The sequence below is a fragment of the Paenibacillus sp. FSL R5-0470 genome (assembly GCF_037975205.1).
Taxonomy (GTDB): domain Bacteria; phylum Bacillota; class Bacilli; order Paenibacillales; family Paenibacillaceae; genus Paenibacillus_AQ.
This window is the reverse complement of record NZ_CP150238.1, coordinates 1,551,132-1,568,896: the sequence shown is the minus strand read 5'-3', so window position 1 is coordinate 1,568,896 and position 17,765 is coordinate 1,551,132. Positions and strand designations below refer to the sequence as shown.

The window sequence follows — 17,765 nt, the reverse complement described above, 5'->3', positions numbered from 1 at the left end:
CTTTTTGAGTACCAGATTGCCGCTTCCCTTCTCGTATAGCCTGCCTTAAAACCTTTGTTCCCGAATATAAGGAACTCCGAGCGCCTCCGGTGTACCGGATGGTTTGTTGCGATTGCGGTACCCCAGGTACATCAGGACCAGAATGGTCACAAGGTACGGAATCATTTTGAGAAAATAGGGCGGAACTGCACTGCCCAGCAATTGAATGCGGAAGCCAAGTGAATCCAATGCCCCAAAAAAGTAAGCGCAGAACAAGGCGCGCAGCGGATTCCATCTGGCAAAAATCACTAGCCCTACCGCAATCCAGCCTCGACCGGCTGTCAGCCCTTCATTCCAGGTTGGCGCATAGGCCAATACCATATCCGCTCCGGCCAGGCCGATGAGAGCAGCACCGATGATCACATAGCTGTAGCGGATAAGCTGCACACGGATCCCCATCACATCTGCGGTAGCCGGACTGTCTCCGACTGCCCGCAAATGCAGGCCCCATGAAGTGCGGTGAATTAGCAGATGCAAAGCAAGCACTAGCAGCAGGCTGAACCAGGTTAGGTAATCCATGTTGCCGAATATTTTTCCGATGAACGGTACATTTTCCAGCCAATCCAGATGCAGCTTAGGGGAGGTTCCCGGCAAAGGAATGCCGCTGATCGGTTTACCAAGATAAGCGCTCAACCCACTGCCGAACAAGGTCATCGCAAGACCGGACATCGTTTGATTCGCCCGCAAGGTCACACAGAGAAAAGAATGCAGCAAACCAAGCACAGCCGTTACAGCTACGGTAGCCAGCAGAGCCAGCAACAGGTTTCCGGAGCGAATATACACGATACAAGTGGTGACCGCTCCCATCAGCATCAGACCTTCAGCCCCAAGCTGTATAATGCCGGCTCGTTCATTTAGAATGCCTCCCAGCGTAGCCAGCAGCAGCGGGGTCCCTGCGGAAATAGCGGCAATAAGTAGCTGTGTTGTAAAATCCATCGCCTATCTCCCCCCTTTCAGCTGAACCCGGCTACGACGAATGCGGAAACGATAGATCATATCGCCAGCAATCAAGAAAAACAGGATGGAACCCTGCAGCATTTCTGATATCGATGAGGGCAGCCCGATGGTTTGAACACTATATCCGCCAACAATTAAGCCACCGAATAAAATAGAAGTAACGATTAGACCGAGTGGATTCAATTTGGCCAACCAAGCCACAATAATGGCGGTGTATCCATAACCCGGTGAAATGCCCTGCATCAGCTTGTGTGTAACACCGGAGACCTCCGCCATGCCAGCGATCCCGGCGAGCCCCCCACTGATCAGCATGACGATAATAATATGGCGCTTGATAGGAATCCCCGCGTATCTGGCTGCAACAGGATTGGCCCCAATCAGACGGAGCTCGTAACCCCACTTGGTAAAACGAATCATTAAGTAATAAATCACAACGGCGATAAGTCCAAATAACAATCCAATATGCAATCTTGTACTTCCGAGAACAGGCAGCGACTGAGCCGCAGTAAACATAGGTGATCCCGGGAAATTAAATCCTTTAGGATCTTTCCAAGGTCCGAATACCACGTAATCGAGCGCCAATAGGGCAACATAATTCAGCATTAATGAAGTGATTAGCTCATTCACTCCAAAATGCGTCCGCGGAATAGCAGTCAATAGTCCCCAAAGCGCACCCGCGGCAATCCCGAACAGCAGCATTAAGCTCAGGGACCAGAATGAAGGTAAGTCAGGAAAATAAATCGTGACCGCTGTGGCCGCCATAGCCCCAACGGTTAACTGGCCTTCTGCTCCAATATTCCATACCGAAATGCGGTAAGCCACAGCAATCCCAAGCCCACATAGGAGTAGCGGGATCGCTTTAACCATCGTTTCGGTGAGCCCATACGCAGTGCCAAATGCACCACGGAACATTTTTTCATAGACCAGCACCGGATTCATGCCATTCGCCGCAATAAATAGGGCACACAACAATAACGCTAAAATTATAGATACAATAGGTGTCCACCAAGGAGAACGGATGCGGCTGGCATCGTATTCGAAACGTAGAGAGAATCGTTTTCCGGAGTGGGAGGGGAGGGGTTCCAGTACTGCTGCTGCGGTATTTCTTCCATTCTCCAGGCTCATACGGCGCTCTCCTCTCTATTATGAATACCAGCCATTAGTAGTCCGATGCTCTCTCGATTCGCTTCCTCATGTGTACTCTCACCAATAATTGAGCCGTTATAGATCACTAGAATCCGGTCGGACAACTGAAGCAATTCATCTAAATCCTCCGAAATTAACAACACGCCACTACCTGAACCACGCAGCTCCATAAGAAGGTCGTGAACACCAGCCGTGGCACCTACATCCAGCCCTTGTGTCGGATGAACGGCGACCATCAGCTTCGGCCGATGACTGATCTCACGTGCAAAGAGCAGCTTCTGCTGATTACCACCTGACAACTGTTGTACTGGCGTCTCGAGCTCAGGTGTCTTGACGTTAAAGCGCTGGACCAGCTCCTGTGACCACAAACGGTTCTTCGCGGACTTCAAGAAACCAAATTTGGAGTGCTCCTCTGAGCGGTAAGACTTAAACAAAAGATTATCCACCGATCCGAGGCGTCCAGCTAAACCGCTCTTCATCCGGTTCTCCGGCACGTGGGAGATTCCTGAATCAATTGCCCCTCTAACCGAAGCCGATTTCACCGTCTTTCCATCAAACGTGATTTCACCACTTTTCCAGCCTCTAAGACCTGTTAACACTTCAGCCAGTTCCTTTTGCCCGTTGCCAGCTACCCCAGCTACGCCTACAATCTCCCCTTTACATACGTTCAGAGAGAAGTGATCCAGTGCTTTTCGCCCGTGATCGGCATATACGTCCACATCTTTCACTTCTAATAAAGAATCCCCTTCAGTGGCTTCCCGTTCTTGACGGGTGATGGTTACTTCCTTGCCCACCATCAGACGAGCCAGCTCCAGTTCATCTGTATCTGCCGTGGTCAGTGTGGCGATCATTTTCCCTTTGCGCATGACGGAAATCCGATCGGAGGACGCCATAACCTCTTTCATTTTATGAGTAGTCATAATAACCGTTTTTCCTGCCTGCTTCATGACCCGCAGCGTTTCAAATAGCTGTTCCACCTCTCCCGGGGTCAATACAGAGGTTGGTTCATCCAGAATAATAATGTCAGCCCCGCGATACAGCGTCTTAACGATTTCAACACGCTGCTGCTCACCCACGGACAACTGCCAGATCGGGCGATCCACCGGGAAATTCAGTCCAAACCGTTCCGCTAATGCCTCTATCTCCTCGCATTTGTTCTTCATCCACTTACGGCCGCGCCAGAAAGACGACTTTTCGCCAAGCACGATATTTTCTGCTGCTGTGAGGCTTTGCACCAGCCTAAAGTTCTGAAACACCATACCTACACCCAGCTGCGCAGCATCTTTAGGAGAACGGATCTGAGCACCTTTCCCATGAATGAAGATTTCTCCTTCATCTGCTCTGTACACCCCTGACAGCATGCTCATCACCGTGCTCTTCCCGGCCCCATTCTCCCCAAGCAACGCATGAATCTCACCCGCATTTGCCGAAAAGTCGACTTGATCACTGGCGGTTACCGAGCCGAATTTTTTCACAATCCCCCGCATTTCAACTGAAGTTCCCCGCATGGCCTGAACCCCTCCTTCCTTCAAGTTGTAGTACGGGTGGGGAAGTTTCCGCTTAACGGAACCCGCCCCACCCATAGATTGTGCACATCTTATTCCCTATTTTTAAACATTATTGCGGGATAGTTCCTTCCACACCTTTTACGAGCCAGTTCATGCCCAACACTTCCTCCAAGGTCAGCTTCTGACCCTCCTGAACCTTTACATTCCCTTGATTATCTGAGATCGGACCTGTGAAAACCTCAAGCTCACCACTGATAATTTTGGCTTTGGCGTCTTCGACAAGCTTTTTCACATCATCTGGGATCTTGTTCCCGAAAGGAGCCAGCTCCACCATACCGTCAGCCATATCACCGGAATATTGCTCGCTCTTCCAGGTTCCATCCATAACTGCCTGCACAGCTTTTACGTAATACGGCCCCCAATTCCATACCGGATTCGTCAAATAATTGTCCGGAGCGTATTTACTCATATCCGAGTCATTTCCCCCGGCAAAAGCCCCTCGTTCAGCAGCAGCCTGCAGGGTTGCAGGTGAATCCTGATAGGCCAAAAGCACATCCGCACCCTTATCCAGCAAGCTGATTGCCGCTTGACGTTCAGTCGTCGGGTCATACCATGTATTCGTCCATACCACATTCACCTTTACATCAGGATTGACACTTTGTGCTCCAAGGGTAAAAGCATTCAAGTTATAAATCACTTCACTGATCGGAAAAGCGCCGACATAACCCAGCTGATTGTTTTTGGTCATTTTCCCTGCTGCAATCCCGCTCAAATAGCTGGCTTGATAATTCTTCCCGAAGTAGGTCCCCATGTTCTCTGCGGTTTTGTAACCCGAAGCATGCAGGAACTTCACGTTGGGAAATTTGCCCGCTACATTTAATGTAAAATCCATATATCCGAAGCTCGTTGTAAACACGATGTCGTGTGATTGCGCAAGCTCTGTGATGATTCTTTCGGCGTCAGCACTTTCAGGGACATTTTCTACAAAGTCAGCTTTAATCCCCAGCTCCTTCTCCATATACAGCCGTCCTTGGTCATGTTGGTACGTGTAGCCGCCATCTCCTGGAGGTCCGATATAAACAAAAGCAACCGTCGGTTTCTTTGCAGCCGGTTCTGTTGTTGCAGTTGCCTCTGTTGCCGCTGTAGTTGTCACTGGTGCCTCCGTTGCATTTGTAGAAGTATTATTATTGCTGCCACACCCCACCAAAGCCACCGTCATTAGAACCATTAATGCAAGACAAGATGTTATGAACTGACCCCTTTTTTTCATAATTCTCCTCCTCCAAATCATCTCTCATCATGGCTGCAACCATTAATGTACTTCTACTATACTTAGAGGTGGCCTTGGCGTAAATTTATATAACATACGTTTGTATATGAATATAAGAATCAGAACTTTTTTTGTGTGTAATGCACTAATTGGTTTTTGAAAGGTGAGTTTCGTGTCATATTATATGACCAGAAGTGGAAAAGGGACACTATTTCAGATTACTTTTTAGACTACTTTTTACTTCACTTTCCATTTCTCAGAATCCATTGCTCCTGAATCTCACCAAAATCTTCTTTTGTATCTGCGTCCATGAAATAATGGGCAGACTCAGATTCCAGAACAATCCCCTTATAATCAGGTGAACGCAATATCCCCGCCGCTCCTCGATCTCCATCTAATCCCTGTAGTGCTGGAAACAACGTCTTCGAGAACAAAGCCGGGGGCATAGCCGACCCATTGCTGACGCTAGCGACATAATCCATCTCCGGAGATTGTTCAAACGTTTGTATTAGACGGTTCACTAATGCTGTAGTAATAAATGGCTGATCCGCAAGCGCCACAACTACTGCATCGGGCTGTAAAGGTAATACCGCATTAAGGCCGCAGCGCAGGGAAAAAGACAATCCTAGATGTGCGGTTAAGCAAGTTTCGGTACGTCTAGATCCTTGCGGTTCAATCGCGGGTGGCAGCCATTCCAAGTTGTCATCCGCACGCACCACTACGATAAGCGGTTCAAGATTGCAGCGATCCAATTCGCTAAGCGCGACGCTCCCGAGCGAGACCTCCTGCGATAATTTCAGTGAAACCTTGGACACGCCCATCCGCCTGCTCTGCCCCGCTGCCAAATATATTCCTGCTACCTTCAATACTATCCACTCCTTTGGGCAGTTCTCGTGAGCCTACCCTTCTAATTTGAATAATTTCCGCTATAATACTGACCGCAATCTCCTCCGGACCTTCTCCACCAATGGGCAACCCAACAGGCGCATGCAAAGATGCAGGGGCCTCAAGCCCTTCCAGTAAAAGAGCTATCCGCGCCTTCGAACCAATAATCCCTATATATAGAGGAGCAAGCGGAATCACACTCTCCAGGAACTGTCTATCCCGCCCAAGTTGATGACTGCAAATCAATACATAATCCTCCCGAGCTACACCCAATCGCTGAACAACCTCCATAGGGGAACAAATTACTTGTTCAGCTCGAGGAAACTTATTGTGCAAGCTTCCTTCGCGCCAATCCGCAACCGCAACCCGAAAGCCAACTCTGTCAGCAAGTTCCGCAATCGGAACCACATCAAGCCCACCACCAAAAATCACAAGCCGCGGTTTGGGCACGAAAGACGTATGGAATGCTGTCAATTCTGCTGGAGCGGCCATAAAGCGACCTGCCGCTAGGTTTTCTTTTGCCGAGTGGGATAATTTCGGATGTTTCTTGCTCTGCGGCAGTGAAGTATCAGTATCCTGCTCCAGCTTATAAGTAAACCCCCTCTCCACTGCCTCCCGAAACAGAACCAACCGCTCTCCCGCCGCCAGTCTGTCACTCACCTGCACCAAAAGTTTGTAGAGCTGACCCTGCACGGGTTCAAGCACCACTTTGATTTTGCCCCCACAGCCGACAGTCTCACCCCAGGACAGATCATCCGAAGACAACATATTGTATTCCACAATCTCGGGCAGCCCTCGTTCCCATATCTCAGAGGTACGTAACTCCAGATCGCTTTCCAAACAACCTGGACTCAGACTCCCAATCGTGCCCCCTTCAAAAAACAGCATCACTGCCCCAGGTTTACGATACGAGTGCCCCTCTACCTCAATCAGTGTTGCCAGCACCGCAGGCGTCTTATGGGTTTGAATATGAATTGCGATCTCATGTGTATTCACGAGGCTCCCTCCTCCGTGTTTGCATTTCAACCCAGACCTTAGTCCCGCCCAAGCATTCTCCGAAACATGAACACTAACTTCAGCCTCATTAGATCATTTATTTTTTTAAAATCGACATCCAAGAGCTCACTAAGCTTCTCGATCCGGTAGGTAGCCGTGTTCCGATGAATAAACAACTTTTTGGCTGTCTCATTGACATGCCCATCGTTCTCTAGATAAACCTCCAGCGTCCGCAGCATTTCTCGCACATACTCCGGCTCACGACTAAGCAGTCCTCTAAGCGTTCCGTTGCAATATTTCTCCATGACCTCTGTCGGGATTTGCCCAAGAAGCAAGGACAGCTCAAGCTGCCGATAATGCACAACATTCCCATGCACTCCCTCAAACTGAAGCATCCCCATACATTCCTTCACCTCCGCAAAAGCCTCCTTCAGCCCATCTGGCTTCAATTTACAACTACTTATTGCAGCTCGTGGATAATACCCCTTGTCAAACTTAAGGTTGTCAAAACAAGCCTGGATTACATCCCGAAATTGCTCAGGACTCTGAAGAGCTGCTGGATAGATGGACAATAATCCTTGGTCTACAATCACATGAATGGCCTTTAAATCCCGCAGTACGGGGTGTTCAGTGTATTCTTCTTTTAATCTAAGCAGCTCACTTTGGCGTTCTTCAACAGTCGCAACAATATCAGTTAATACTAGTTGAAATGGCGACTGAAGCAGTTCAATTTCCAATTCGAGCGTAGCCTGTGCTAAATCGGCGTAAGATAAGTTACCATTTAGACAACGTCTCAGCAATCCACTGAACTCCCTATGTTCTGCCTGTTCAAAATAATCCTCGTATCCTGAGTAAATATGATATGAAATAAGTTCAGCACCCTGAACGAACAAGCTCTCTTCCACCGGGAGCAATAAAGGGTCGATGGAACAATACAATAAATATCCCGAACACTTTTCTCCTTGTATTAGTGGTGTGCGATAACCTGCACGATCCTCTACACGAAAACGTTGATTCCGTTTCTGCCAGGGCCATCCCTCCAGCAACTGTGAGGTCTGGTATTCAGAATTGTTATAGATTACATCCCCGCGTGCGCTAACCACTACAAGTGAATGGCCAATCACATCAGACACCGAGTCAAACAATGGACGGCTGCGGACAGATCGCAGGGCAAATTGCATCAGCTTTTTCTGCTTCTCCATTATGCTCTGCAGAACGTGAGTGCTCCGGCTAAGCTCAGCGCGAAACAGGCCATTCATCTGATCCGAAAAAGTGAACTGGAACGGCAACTGGATTAAGGGGAAGTTAAGGCTCTCAGCTTCTGCGATCAGCTGCTCCGGTACTTCATCCCAAAATCGTCCCAGCTTAATACCCAAGGCCGATGAGCCCCTTCGATTCAGCGTCTGCAGCAAAGCAGAGGCATCCTCCAGATTGTCCTTGATTAAATAGGCTGTCGTTAGCAGCATCTCGCCTTCTTTGATCCAATCCGAAATATCAGGTGCGTCCATCACATTAATCGATTTCACAATTCGATGTTTCCCCTTGGACCCCGCGATAAGCTTCGCCTCGGACAAAGGATAAATGGACAACGCTTCTTCAACCGTAAGATGCATGCCATCCCTCCTTTTTAGGATCAATTGAACCATTTTTGATTCATTATGTTATTTTATGTAACATTATAATTAAAATGAACCTCTTTGGATAGAGCCAAATTAAAATTTAACGATTACTATGTTAGTTAATATAACATTAAATGAACATAACTGATGAACCATTAATCTTTAGTTCACATCACTTGTGTGAGTAGTATAATTAGATCGGACAATATTAGGATGGATTTGGAGGGGATCTTTTGAGTAAAAAGCAAGTGTTTACGGGTTCACCCTGGGAGTCGGTGGTTGGATATTCTCGTGCCATTCGAATCGGCAACCGTATCGAAGTCGCAGGAACAACAGCCATGCAAGACGGGGAAATAGTCGGTATAGGAGATCCATACGCGCAGACGAAATTCATTCTACATACCATCGAAAAAGCGCTAAACCAGCTAGATGCTGATTTGTCGCATGTAATTAGAACAAGAATGTTCGTGACAGACATCTCACGCTGGGAAGAAGTCGGCAAAGCACACGGCGAATTTTTCAAAGATATTCAGCCTGTAGCAACCATGGTAGAGGTAAAGGCGCTTATTGATCCACTATTGTTAGTAGAAATAGAAGTCGAAGCATTCGTAGAATAGAGCTCGGATGGGGCACGGGGCATGGCACCTTCTTCACAGAAGGTGCTTTGTTTGCGTGTTCAGATGAAACGCGAGCGTGTCGTGGCTGACCTTTGTGGTGTGGGGCATTTATACCCCTTCTTCCGGTAATATCGCCAGTATTTTTGGATTCTGGGGGATTTATACCCCTCTTTTCGGCTATATGACCGGAATCACTGGATTCTAGGGTATTTATCCCCCTCTTTCCTGTAATATGGCCGGAATTACAGGATTCTAGGGTATTTTTGCCCTTCTTCCCCGCAATATGAGCCAATTTCGCGCATTCTACGGGATTTATACCGTTATTTTCAGCTATACGGGCCAATTTCGCGCATTCTACGGGATTTATACCGTTCTTTTCAGCTATATGAGCCAATTTCGCGCATTCTACGGGATTTATACCGTTCTTTTCAGCTATATGAGCCAATATCGTGCATTCTACGGGATTTATACCGTTATTTTCAGCTATACGGGCCAATTTCGCGCATTCTACGGGATTTATACCGTTCTTTTTCTTCACATGGAGGTGTTTACTGAAACGCTGGTCTTAAGCCAACTTTTGAGCACTGAATTTATCTTTTACTCTAACACACCATTATTGAGCCTACTTCATCACATTGAGTTCATTTTTTAAAAAACCAATTTCACCTATCATCTCAAAACCCATCAAGTCCCGTCATCTCACGACCGCCGCCAAACCTCCTTCACCCATGAGAGTAACCGAAGATCCTGACCATGTCCGGCGATAACCGACAATCCCAGCGGCAGTCCATTTGTAGAGAGCATAGGTAATGTTACTTGAGGCAGGCCTGCCAATCCAGCCATGCAACTCAACATCATCGCCCCACTACGGTTCTCCTCCAATTGACGCAACCCCCCACCACGCAGTGGAGCAGGACCAGGTACTGTCGGAATCACAAGACAATTATCTTCTCCCAGCAGTTGGCGCAATTGAGTAGAAATCTCCGCTCGTTTATTCAGAGCGATACCATGGTCCTTGCCAGCTAAGTTAGCAGCCCAAGAGAACCGTGCTGCAATATCTGGCCCAAAGAATGGTTTTACCTTCTCAATCCAGGCGCAATGGGTTGTCCAGATTTCACTACCCTGTAACTCTCGAAAAATATCCATCCAGACCTTCAATCCTTCGGGAGCTATTTCAGTTTCGAAGAAATGATCAGCACCAGTCCTCAAGCGGTTCAATCCATTCGCTAGAACACTCACATCCTTTGGATCGACCAAATCCCAACAGTCCGTAGCAACAAATAAAGTTCCCATGTTCTTTTGTATAGGATCTACTATGTTCTTTTGTAAATTATCCCTCAATTCCATCTTCGCCTTATTCTCGAGACCATTTTCTATACTCTTTAAATTTTTCTCCATACTAATATCTAAACTCATATCTGTTCTCAATTCTAAATTTCCATCTATGCTCATCATTACCTTTTCAGTCATGCGTCCACTTCCAAGTAAAACCTCCCCCACTTTCTGGAGCACATCCATACGATCAGCGATCCAGCCTACTGTATCAAATTGCGGTGATAACGGGATCACACCTTCCATATTCACAGCACCATGCGTCGGGCGAAAGCCATATACTCCGCAATAGGCGGAAGGGACTCGAATAGAACCACCTGTATCTGTTCCGAGCGCAAAATCAACACTACCTGAAGCTACCGCTACTGCCGATCCACTAGAAGAACCACCCGGGATACAACCTGCGGCACGGGGATTTATGGGCGTTCCATAATGATGGTTCTCACCACCCAGACTGTACATCAGCTCATCCGTATGAGTCGCTCCTCGAAGCGTCGCTCCCGATCGGAGCAACTGACGTACTACTGCCGCATGTTCTGTAGACGGATTGTGGCTCCGCAGCCAATCTGGATTACCAGCAGAAGAACTGTGCCCTGCTACCGCATACACATCTTTCACCGCAAAGGTCAGTCCGTCCAATATCCCGTTCCCTAAACGTCCGACTGTTAGCTGAGGATCGATAAATGCACCATACTGATTATCCACCATATCCCCTTCCTCCTCCCCTCAACATTCCTTCTAAGATCTTAATCAACTCGTCTAAGATTTTAATCATCCTTCTAAAATCTCATGTCCAATAAACTAGGGCTTTCTGTTACACCTTTCTAAGAAGCCTTTCACTTCAAGGTGTCGCCTGCAACCCACCTCCAACCCAAATTCTACCTACTCTCACCTCACCCTACCAACCTATCGCCGCGCCATCGCAGCGCGGGTCTGTCCCCCCACTACGATATCCATTGTCATCTATGGATATCGCGTGAGCATGACCCACGCTCCCGTCATATGCTTCCACTTTCCGGACAATATGACCGGCTCCCGCCAGATCTGCCAGCACCTCATCCGCTACCCGTCCCTCTACCTTCAGCTCCTGCGTAGGTTCCCCCCACGTTCTCCCCCATACAAAACGTGGTTCACTTACAGCCGCTTGCGGATTCATCCCATAATGCAGCATCCTTGTAAGTAGCAACGTTTGAGTTTGCGGCTGACCTTCACCACCTTGCGTACCATATAGAATCACAGGTTTGCCCTCGCGGCAGGCCATGGCTGGCATCAGTGTGTGGAAGCTGCGCTTATGCGGTTCAAGCGTATTGATATGGTTCGGATCAAGCGAGAAAAACGAACCCCGATTCTGTAGCAGAATCCCTGTATTCCCAGCCACCACACCTGAGCCAAATTCAAAATACAGACTCTGAATAAAGGAGACTGCATTCCCCTCCTCATCCACCACCGCAGCATACGCCGTATCACTGCCGATAGGCTGACTTGTCAGCTGTGCCGCTTTTTGCATCGAGATCGTAGAGGCTAGTTGCCCTGCATAGTTCTTATCCAGCAACTGCACCAAAGGAATAGCACTAAAATCCGGATCTGTAAGCACTCTATCCCGATCACGAAAACTCAGCTTCAGCGCTTCAACAAGCAGGTGGTAATAATCATAAGAACCATGCTCGATTTCTCCGAAATTAAAATGCTCCAATATATTAAGACTCATCAGCCCCGTAAACCCTTGAGAATTTGGCGGCACTTGATACACCGTATGCCCATGATATTCCGCATGAATCGGCTCGACCCAATCCCCCTGATGATCCGCAAAATCATCCCGTGTGAGATAGCCCCCAGCTGCCAGCATATAATCACAAATATCTTCAGCAATATTCCCCTTATAAAAAGCGTCCCGTCCACCTGCAGCCAACGTCCTCAGGGTTGCCGCCAGCTGTGTCTGCTGAAATCTCGATCCAGCAGACACAGCCACTCCACCCGGCATATAAATCGCGGACGCCTCCGCCGACAACGCCGCTCCAGCAAGCAGCGTATTATTCCGCTGGTCCGGCGACAGCGGAAACCCGCCTTGTGCGTAGCCGATGGCCGGCTCCAGCACCTCCGCTAGCGTTAATCGGCCATACTCACTCAGCATGGCATCCCAGCTATCCACCATCCCCGGCACAGTGATGGCACTGCGGATTCCCCGCCTGGGGATAGCTCCCTCCCCGGCAAAGCAACTCCTGCGAACTCCATAACCCGATCGTCCGCTTCCGTTATACGCCCGGACACGCGCCTCTTCTGTGCTATAAGTCAACCAGAACGAGTCCCCACCAAGCCCCGTCATATGCGGGTAGACTACAGCGAGCGTCGCACTAACCGCCACCGCCGCATCAAAGGCATTACCCCCTTTTCCCAAAATGCGCGCACCCGCAGCCGAAGCTAAATAATGAGGGCTGACGACCATTGTTTTTGTGCCTATTACAGGTTTCTCCGCCATGTTCCCCATCTCCCTATTAACTTCTCACTTAATTAGTGTCATTTAACATTACATAAAAATCCCTTGTCAATCGGTTACGCTAAACCTCAAAATAACCATCCTCTTTTTGTGATTCATGCACAAAGATTAGCTAATTTCTAGTCAACCTCGTAGTTTCACACATATGAATTGTATAGAATGGGCTCTAAACACAAGGGGAGGTCTCACGTGATATCCATCCATAAAGATTATGTACAATTAGCTATCGCCATGTTCAGAACTGGGATTGTCGGCTATGGCGGAGGGCCTTCCGTGATTCCATTAATCCGGCATGATGCGGTAACTCGCTACACTTGGCTGAGCGACGATGAATTCGGGGAGACATTGGCGATTGCCAACGCGCTACCGGGACCTATTGCTACTAAAATGGCGGCTTATCTTGGATATAAACTTCGAGGAGTTAGGGGGGCGATACTGTCAGTTCTGGCACATATTTTACCTAGCTGTCTGGCTATGATCATACTGTTATCGGCTGTAAATTATTTAAGTAGCTCAAAAGTAGTAGCTGGAATGATCGCGGGGGTATCTCCTGTCATTGCTGTCATGTTAGGAATAATGGCATATGAGTTTGCGCAAAAAGCCTATAAAGGGCTAGGAAAATATCTCAGCGCTGTCTTCATCCTTCTAGCCTTACTTCTGCTACAAATAATTCACATACATCCAGCTCTCGTAATCGTACTTTTTCTAGGTTACGGAGCCGTTCATTACCGGATCATCGCGAAGCAACAACAAGGAGGATCAAATTGATGGACTGGTTAGAGCTCATATACGGATTTTTCATGGCGAATTTGCTTGGATACGGCGGTGGTCCTTCCTCTATTCCATTGATGTATCAAGAAATCGTTCCCCATTACGGCTGGCTGACCGATGAACAATTCTCTAACATGCTTGCACTTGGCAATGCACTGCCTGGCCCGATTGCTACCAAAATCGCAGCTTACGTCGGCTATGATGTCTACGGCTGGTTAGGACTCATCGTAGCTTTGTTAGCAACCGTCTTGCCCTCCGCAGTAGTGCTTATTATCCTGTTAGAGGTCATGCAAAAATACAAGCAATCCCCCGTAGTGAGAGGGATGACATTGCTTGTTCAACCGGTTATTGCAGTTATGATGGCTGCGCTCACTTGGACAATGGTCAAAGGTCCTACGAACTCTATCGGAATCTGGCAAACACTGTTCATTGCCGCAATCGCATTCTGGGCCATCAAGCGGCTTAAGCTGCATCCTGCCTTTGTCATCTTAGCCGCTTTTACCTATGGTGGTCTGGTACTCCGCTACACGGTCTAACTAAACTAGTTTAAAATATATTGTGACAATACCGCCTGTACCTCATAAATATTCACGGATTTATTAAAGGTCTTCTTGAGTGGCACAGTGCTGCTGGAAATATAGATACATAGCTCCGCATCCAGATCAAAGTGCCCTGCCGTCTCCACGGAATAATGCGAGATGCTTTTGTATGGGATGGAATGATAGTCCGTCTTTTTCCCCGTCAGTCCCTGTTTATCCACTAGAATCAGTCGTTTGTCTGTAAAAATAAACATATCTCTAATCAACTTGTAGGCTCGTTCAATTTTCTCTTGAGGGGCAAGGATTTGTGCATATTCCCGTTGTACCTCCGCTAGATTTACTTGTGATGCATTACCCATCAATCCGTCAAAAATCGCCATATAACTTCCCCTTTTCATCTGTTATTTTTAGTGGCTTGTCTCCTCCCACATAGAACCATATTATTCCACATTTCATATTCTATGCAGTGTAAAACTTCGCTCTTCCATCTTTTTACTTGCTAAATTTCCGATTATTGTTTACACTGTCATTAAATTTGTTAAGAAAGGGGTGTGGAAGGAATGGATCACAATTGGACCAACAGTGTTATGAGTCGGCTACCTAAAGCGATAGCTGGCATTGCTCATGTAAATGGCGATAACGGGAGAAGTCTGTCCATTTCCATGAATTTAATAACACTACACAATTGTGAAATGCCTTTCCTGCCATCACCCGGACGGATCAGTTAACCGGAGAATGATAAGGCCGTGGGGAAATTTCCCTACGGTCTTTTTTTATGGTTTTTTACAGAATTCCAGTTTCGATTAAGGGTTCTGGCGGTGCAAAGGGCATTCTTAAAGGAGAATATATATGATTATTCAATGCCAAAATGTTCAAAAATACCACGGTGCACAGCTCGTACTAAATAGCATCACCTTCGATATCCGCCAAGGAGAAAAAATCGGTCTAATCGGCCGCAATGGCTGCGGTAAAACTACACTTTTCCACTTACTGAATGGCGAAGAGCGCCCCGATCAAGGGCAAATCTCAATTCGCAAAGGTAGTGTAGTAGGAATGCTGGCTCAAATTCAAGAGGTTAACGAAAAAGAAACTGTATATGAAGTTCTACAGCGTAGCTTTGCTGAACCTTTGCAATGGCAACAACGCCTGCGAGAGCTGGAGCTTGAAATGTCCGCCTTCAATACCGGAACGGATGAAACGCTATGGAATCGGCTGCTGAAAGAATATGGTAGCCTTCAGGATAAATTTGAGACCGCAGGAGGCTACGAAATTGAATCCACCATTCAGCGAGTTGCCATTGGTCTAGGAATCGGAACTGGGCAATATAACCGACTCTTCTCCTCTCTTTCTGGCGGCGAGAAAACTAAAGTCGGACTCGCAGAGCTGCTACTGCGTAGACCTGATGTACTTCTACTCGATGAGCCAACCAATCATCTAGACATGAACGCCATCGAGTGGTTAGAGCAGTACTTACAGAGCTATGACGGTACAGTGTTAGCCATTTCCCATGATCGTTACTTCCTCGACGCTGTAGTCAAAAAAGTGATCGAGATTGAGGATGGCGAGGCTTTTACCTTCCATACCAACTACAGCGGCTATCAAATAGAGAAGGAAACACGTCTACTTCAACAATTTGCTGATTATCAAGAACAACAGAAAAAGATAAAGCAAATGCAGGAGAGTATCAAACGCCTCATCGAATTTGGGAATCGGGGAACTCCCCCAAACCCTGCCTTTTACCGGCGAGCAGCTTCCATGCAAAAAGCACTGGATCGTATGGTAAAGGTTAAACGTCCTATTCTTGAGCGCAAATCGATGGATTTGCAGCTACAACAAAATGATCGCTCCGGGAATCAAGTCGTCATACTGGAGGATATCGGTAAGGCATATGGAGAGCGAAGCCTGTTTACAGACGCAAACGAAGTTCTTCGCTACGGAGAGACTACGGCACTTATCGGTGGTAACGGGGCAGGGAAAAGTACACTTTTAAGAATTATATTAGGTCAGGAGACGCCAGACACCGGAAGCTGCACGCTTGGTTCAAGAACCGTTGTTGGCTATCTCGCGCAAGAGGCTGTCCCTGACAATAACAAACAATCCGTACTCCGCTACTTCCGTGAAGAGGCCGGACTAGAAGAAGGTGAAGCGCGCGGGCAGCTCGCACGTTTCCTATTCTACGGTGCCGATGTATTCAAAGACATCACGAATCTATCCGGAGGGGAATGGACCCGCCTGCGTTTCGCTGTGTTGATGCATCGTAAACCAAACCTGTTAATTCTGGATGAACCAACGAACCATCTAGACATTGACTCCCGGGAAGCGCTAGAGGAAGCATTAGAAGAATTCCCAGGTACAGTGCTGGCCGTTTCACATGATCGCTATTTCATTAATCGTCTGTTCCATAAGCTCTGGTCCATTGAAAGTGGACGATTTGGAGTTTTCAACGGCAACTATGAGTATTACAAGGAGAAGCAAGCTGAACAGGCGTTAGCAGCACCAGTCTCTATTCCTGATCAGCCTAAACCTTTCTCTTCAGATGGAACCACTGCACGCTCCGGTAAGCCTCAATCTAACCGTTCCGTGAATGTTAATGTCACCACGGCTAACTCGTCCAGTTCCCGCAAGAAGAGTATCCACTTTGATTGGGAAAAGGCTATTGCCGAAGTTGAGGATCAGCTTGGGGAAATCGATGCCAAAATGCTAGATCCACTGATCAGTAGCAATGCGGCAGAGCTCGCCGAGCTACAGAAAGAACGCGATGCAGTGCAAGAGCAACTAGATGAGCTCTATGCGGGCTGGATGGAAACTGCGGGACACTAACGATTATTACATGAGGAGATACGGATATGAGCAACGAAACGAAGATTAAGCTTTTTTGGGAAGAATACACCCAGCTTCATCCACAAGCAGCGGATAACTACGAGGCTTGGGCCTTTGGCGACAGTCCTCAAATGGCCGATGAACTGCTAGATCTGGTGATCCGCAGGATTAAGACAGGAACCGCTTCGAACTATGAAATTTATGCAGTATGTGACGAGACCTTACCAGAAATTGGGCGACATAGTATCCTGCTGGACGGCCGTGGTAATCCACAAGCAGTGATCGTTACGACAGATGTGCAAATTACACCTTTTGATGAGGTAGGCGCTGACTTTGCCTATAGCGAAGGCGAGGATGACAGAACGTTAGAGTCGTGGCGCCATGAGCATGAGAAGTTCTTCAGCAGAGAGTCCTTAGCGTTCTTGAAGAAGCCTTTTGATCCAAAGATGAAGGTAGTTTGCGAGAACTTTAGACTGGTATATTCGAAATCTTGAGAAACACAGGAAACTAAAAAGGCGGCCTCTTCAGTTACGAAGAGACCGCCTTTGATGTATACTATACAACTAATAGAGTTAGATAATTATTAAAATACGGCTCAGCGCCAAAACCCCAGAATCCAGCCAATCACAGAGATCCATAACGGAATGCTGATTAAGATACCCCAAACCAGCCCAGTGGCAATATTGCCCTCTGCAGGGCGCACCACATTTTCCTGTTTCAATGGAATGCTCAACTCTTCTTGTTCCATGCGATCCCCTCCTAAAATTCTTAT

19 protein-coding genes are annotated in these 17,765 nt (G+C 47.6%); 8 read left to right on the top strand and 11 right to left on the bottom strand.

Annotation, left to right across the window (positions count from 1 at the left end; translation table 11 throughout):
• Positions 1–45: 45 nt before the first annotated feature.
• The 7 genes from MKY99_RS06900 to MKY99_RS06870 form a co-directional block, all read right to left on the bottom strand.
• Positions 46–975, bottom strand: a complete 930-nt coding sequence (locus MKY99_RS06900; protein WP_339269494.1) for an ABC transporter permease — start codon at positions 973–975, stop codon at positions 46–48.
• 3 nt (positions 976–978) lie between these two features.
• Positions 979–2,121, bottom strand: a complete 1,143-nt coding sequence (locus MKY99_RS06895) for an ABC transporter permease (protein WP_038569246.1) — start codon at positions 2,119–2,121, stop codon at positions 979–981.
• Positions 2,118–3,650: an ABC transporter ATP-binding protein gene (locus tag MKY99_RS06890; protein ID WP_339269493.1), complete on the bottom strand. Its 1,533-nt coding sequence runs from the start codon at positions 3,648–3,650 to the stop codon at positions 2,118–2,120. The genes MKY99_RS06895 and MKY99_RS06890 overlap by 4 nt, the downstream gene beginning before the upstream one ends.
• 109 nt (positions 3,651–3,759) lie before the next feature.
• Positions 3,760–4,920 carry a BMP family ABC transporter substrate-binding protein gene (locus tag MKY99_RS06885; RefSeq protein ID WP_339269491.1) on the bottom strand — a complete coding sequence of 387 codons (1,161 nt, stop codon included), beginning with the start codon at positions 4,918–4,920 and terminating at the stop codon, positions 3,760–3,762.
• 242 nt (positions 4,921–5,162) lie between these two features.
• The gene (locus MKY99_RS06880; RefSeq protein WP_175617362.1) at positions 5,163–5,735 is read right to left on the bottom strand and encodes an NTP transferase domain-containing protein; all 573 of its coding nucleotides are present in this window, start codon (positions 5,733–5,735) and stop codon (positions 5,163–5,165) included.
• Complete coding sequence (locus tag MKY99_RS06875) at positions 5,677–6,801, bottom strand: XdhC family protein (protein WP_339269489.1); 1,125 nt, start codon at positions 6,799–6,801, stop codon at positions 5,677–5,679. Before MKY99_RS06875 ends, MKY99_RS06880 begins: the two co-directional genes overlap by 59 nt.
• A 38-nt stretch (positions 6,802–6,839) precedes the next feature.
• On the bottom strand, positions 6,840–8,414 hold the full coding sequence (locus tag MKY99_RS06870) for a PucR family transcriptional regulator (protein ID WP_339269487.1): 1,575 nt from the start codon (positions 8,412–8,414) through the stop codon (positions 6,840–6,842).
• 239 nt (positions 8,415–8,653) lie between these two features.
• Here MKY99_RS06870 and MKY99_RS06865 point away from each other — a divergent pair, with 239 nt between their 5' ends.
• The 3 genes from MKY99_RS06865 (at position 8,654) to MKY99_RS06855 (ending at position 9,689) form a co-directional block, all read left to right on the top strand.
• Positions 8,654–9,037, top strand: a complete 384-nt coding sequence (locus MKY99_RS06865; RefSeq protein WP_339269485.1) for a RidA family protein — start codon at positions 8,654–8,656, stop codon at positions 9,035–9,037.
• A gap of 76 nt (positions 9,038–9,113) precedes the next feature.
• On the top strand, positions 9,114–9,242 hold the full coding sequence (locus MKY99_RS06860; RefSeq protein WP_339269483.1) for a hypothetical protein: 129 nt from the start codon (positions 9,114–9,116) through the stop codon (positions 9,240–9,242).
• A 78-nt stretch (positions 9,243–9,320) separates the two neighbouring features.
• Entirely contained in the window at positions 9,321–9,689 is a 369-nt protein-coding gene (locus tag MKY99_RS06855; RefSeq protein ID WP_339269482.1) for a hypothetical protein, read from the top strand.
• Between the two features lie 47 nt (positions 9,690–9,736).
• Here the strand turns inward: MKY99_RS06855 and MKY99_RS06850 are convergent, their stop codons facing one another.
• Both MKY99_RS06850 and ggt read right to left on the bottom strand, forming a co-directional pair.
• Positions 9,737–11,074: an amidase family protein gene (locus MKY99_RS06850; protein ID WP_339271526.1), complete on the bottom strand. Its 1,338-nt coding sequence runs from the start codon at positions 11,072–11,074 to the stop codon at positions 9,737–9,739.
• A gap of 193 nt (positions 11,075–11,267) precedes the next feature.
• Complete coding sequence (ggt, locus tag MKY99_RS06845; protein WP_339269480.1) at positions 11,268–12,845, bottom strand: gamma-glutamyltransferase; 1,578 nt, start codon at positions 12,843–12,845, stop codon at positions 11,268–11,270.
• A 210-nt stretch (positions 12,846–13,055) separates the two neighbouring features.
• Here ggt and MKY99_RS06840 point away from each other — a divergent pair, with 210 nt between their 5' ends.
• Complete coding sequence (locus MKY99_RS06840; protein ID WP_339271524.1) at positions 13,056–13,631, top strand: chromate transporter; 576 nt, start codon at positions 13,056–13,058, stop codon at positions 13,629–13,631.
• Positions 13,631–14,170: a chromate transporter gene (locus tag MKY99_RS06835; protein WP_339269478.1), complete on the top strand. Its 540-nt coding sequence runs from the start codon at positions 13,631–13,633 to the stop codon at positions 14,168–14,170. Before MKY99_RS06840 ends, MKY99_RS06835 begins: the two co-directional genes overlap by 1 nt.
• A 5-nt stretch (positions 14,171–14,175) precedes the next feature.
• On the opposite strand, the gene MKY99_RS06830 is transcribed toward MKY99_RS06835, so the two are convergent.
• The gene (locus MKY99_RS06830) at positions 14,176–14,553 is read right to left on the bottom strand and encodes a PH domain-containing protein (RefSeq protein ID WP_339271522.1); all 378 of its coding nucleotides are present in this window, start codon (positions 14,551–14,553) and stop codon (positions 14,176–14,178) included.
• 180 nt (positions 14,554–14,733) lie between these two features.
• Between MKY99_RS06830 and MKY99_RS06825 the strand changes: the two genes are divergently transcribed.
• The 3 genes from MKY99_RS06825 to MKY99_RS06815 all read left to right on the top strand — a co-directional run bounded on the left by MKY99_RS06825 (position 14,734) and on the right by MKY99_RS06815 (position 17,487).
• A complete protein-coding gene (locus tag MKY99_RS06825) occupies positions 14,734–14,901 on the top strand; it encodes a hypothetical protein (protein WP_156114741.1) in 168 nt (55 codons plus the stop codon).
• Positions 14,902–15,022: 121 nt separating this feature from the next.
• Complete coding sequence (locus tag MKY99_RS06820) at positions 15,023–16,993, top strand: ABC-F family ATP-binding cassette domain-containing protein (protein ID WP_339269475.1); 1,971 nt, start codon at positions 15,023–15,025, stop codon at positions 16,991–16,993.
• Positions 16,994–17,019: 26 nt separating this feature from the next.
• Positions 17,020–17,487 carry an ASCH domain-containing protein gene (locus MKY99_RS06815; protein WP_042125149.1) on the top strand — a complete coding sequence of 156 codons (468 nt, stop codon included), beginning with the start codon at positions 17,020–17,022 and terminating at the stop codon, positions 17,485–17,487.
• Between the two features lie 101 nt (positions 17,488–17,588).
• On the opposite strand, the gene MKY99_RS06810 is transcribed toward MKY99_RS06815, so the two are convergent.
• The gene (locus MKY99_RS06810; RefSeq protein ID WP_156113065.1) at positions 17,589–17,741 is read right to left on the bottom strand and encodes a hypothetical protein; all 153 of its coding nucleotides are present in this window, start codon (positions 17,739–17,741) and stop codon (positions 17,589–17,591) included.
• Positions 17,742–17,765: the final 24 nt, after the last annotated feature.

What these genes read in the sequence shown, in the direction of transcription:
- MKY99_RS06885 (WP_339269491.1), bottom strand. Translation starts at nt 4,920, where the DNA reads ATGAAAAAAAGGGGTCAGTTCATAACATCTTGTCTTGCATTAATGGTT.
- MKY99_RS06825 (WP_156114741.1), top strand. Translation starts at nt 14,734, where the DNA reads ATGGATCACAATTGGACCAACAGTGTTATGAGTCGGCTACCTAAAGCG.
- ggt (WP_339269480.1), bottom strand. Translation starts at nt 12,845, where the DNA reads ATGGCGGAGAAACCTGTAATAGGCACAAAAACAATGGTCGTCAGCCCT.
- MKY99_RS06835 (WP_339269478.1), top strand. Translation starts at nt 13,631, where the DNA reads ATGGACTGGTTAGAGCTCATATACGGATTTTTCATGGCGAATTTGCTT.
- MKY99_RS06820 (WP_339269475.1), top strand. Translation starts at nt 15,023, where the DNA reads ATGATTATTCAATGCCAAAATGTTCAAAAATACCACGGTGCACAGCTC.
- MKY99_RS06890 (WP_339269493.1), bottom strand. Translation starts at nt 3,650, where the DNA reads ATGCGGGGAACTTCAGTTGAAATGCGGGGGATTGTGAAAAAATTCGGC.
- MKY99_RS06855 (WP_339269482.1), top strand. Translation starts at nt 9,321, where the DNA reads ATGAGCCAATTTCGCGCATTCTACGGGATTTATACCGTTATTTTCAGC.
- MKY99_RS06815 (WP_042125149.1), top strand. Translation starts at nt 17,020, where the DNA reads ATGAGCAACGAAACGAAGATTAAGCTTTTTTGGGAAGAATACACCCAG.
- MKY99_RS06830 (WP_339271522.1), bottom strand. Translation starts at nt 14,553, where the DNA reads ATGGCGATTTTTGACGGATTGATGGGTAATGCATCACAAGTAAATCTA.
- MKY99_RS06810 (WP_156113065.1), bottom strand. Translation starts at nt 17,741, where the DNA reads ATGGAACAAGAAGAGTTGAGCATTCCATTGAAACAGGAAAATGTGGTG.
- MKY99_RS06895 (WP_038569246.1), bottom strand. Translation starts at nt 2,121, where the DNA reads ATGAGCCTGGAGAATGGAAGAAATACCGCAGCAGCAGTACTGGAACCC.
- MKY99_RS06900 (WP_339269494.1), bottom strand. Translation starts at nt 975, where the DNA reads ATGGATTTTACAACACAGCTACTTATTGCCGCTATTTCCGCAGGGACC.
- MKY99_RS06870 (WP_339269487.1), bottom strand. Translation starts at nt 8,414, where the DNA reads ATGCATCTTACGGTTGAAGAAGCGTTGTCCATTTATCCTTTGTCCGAG.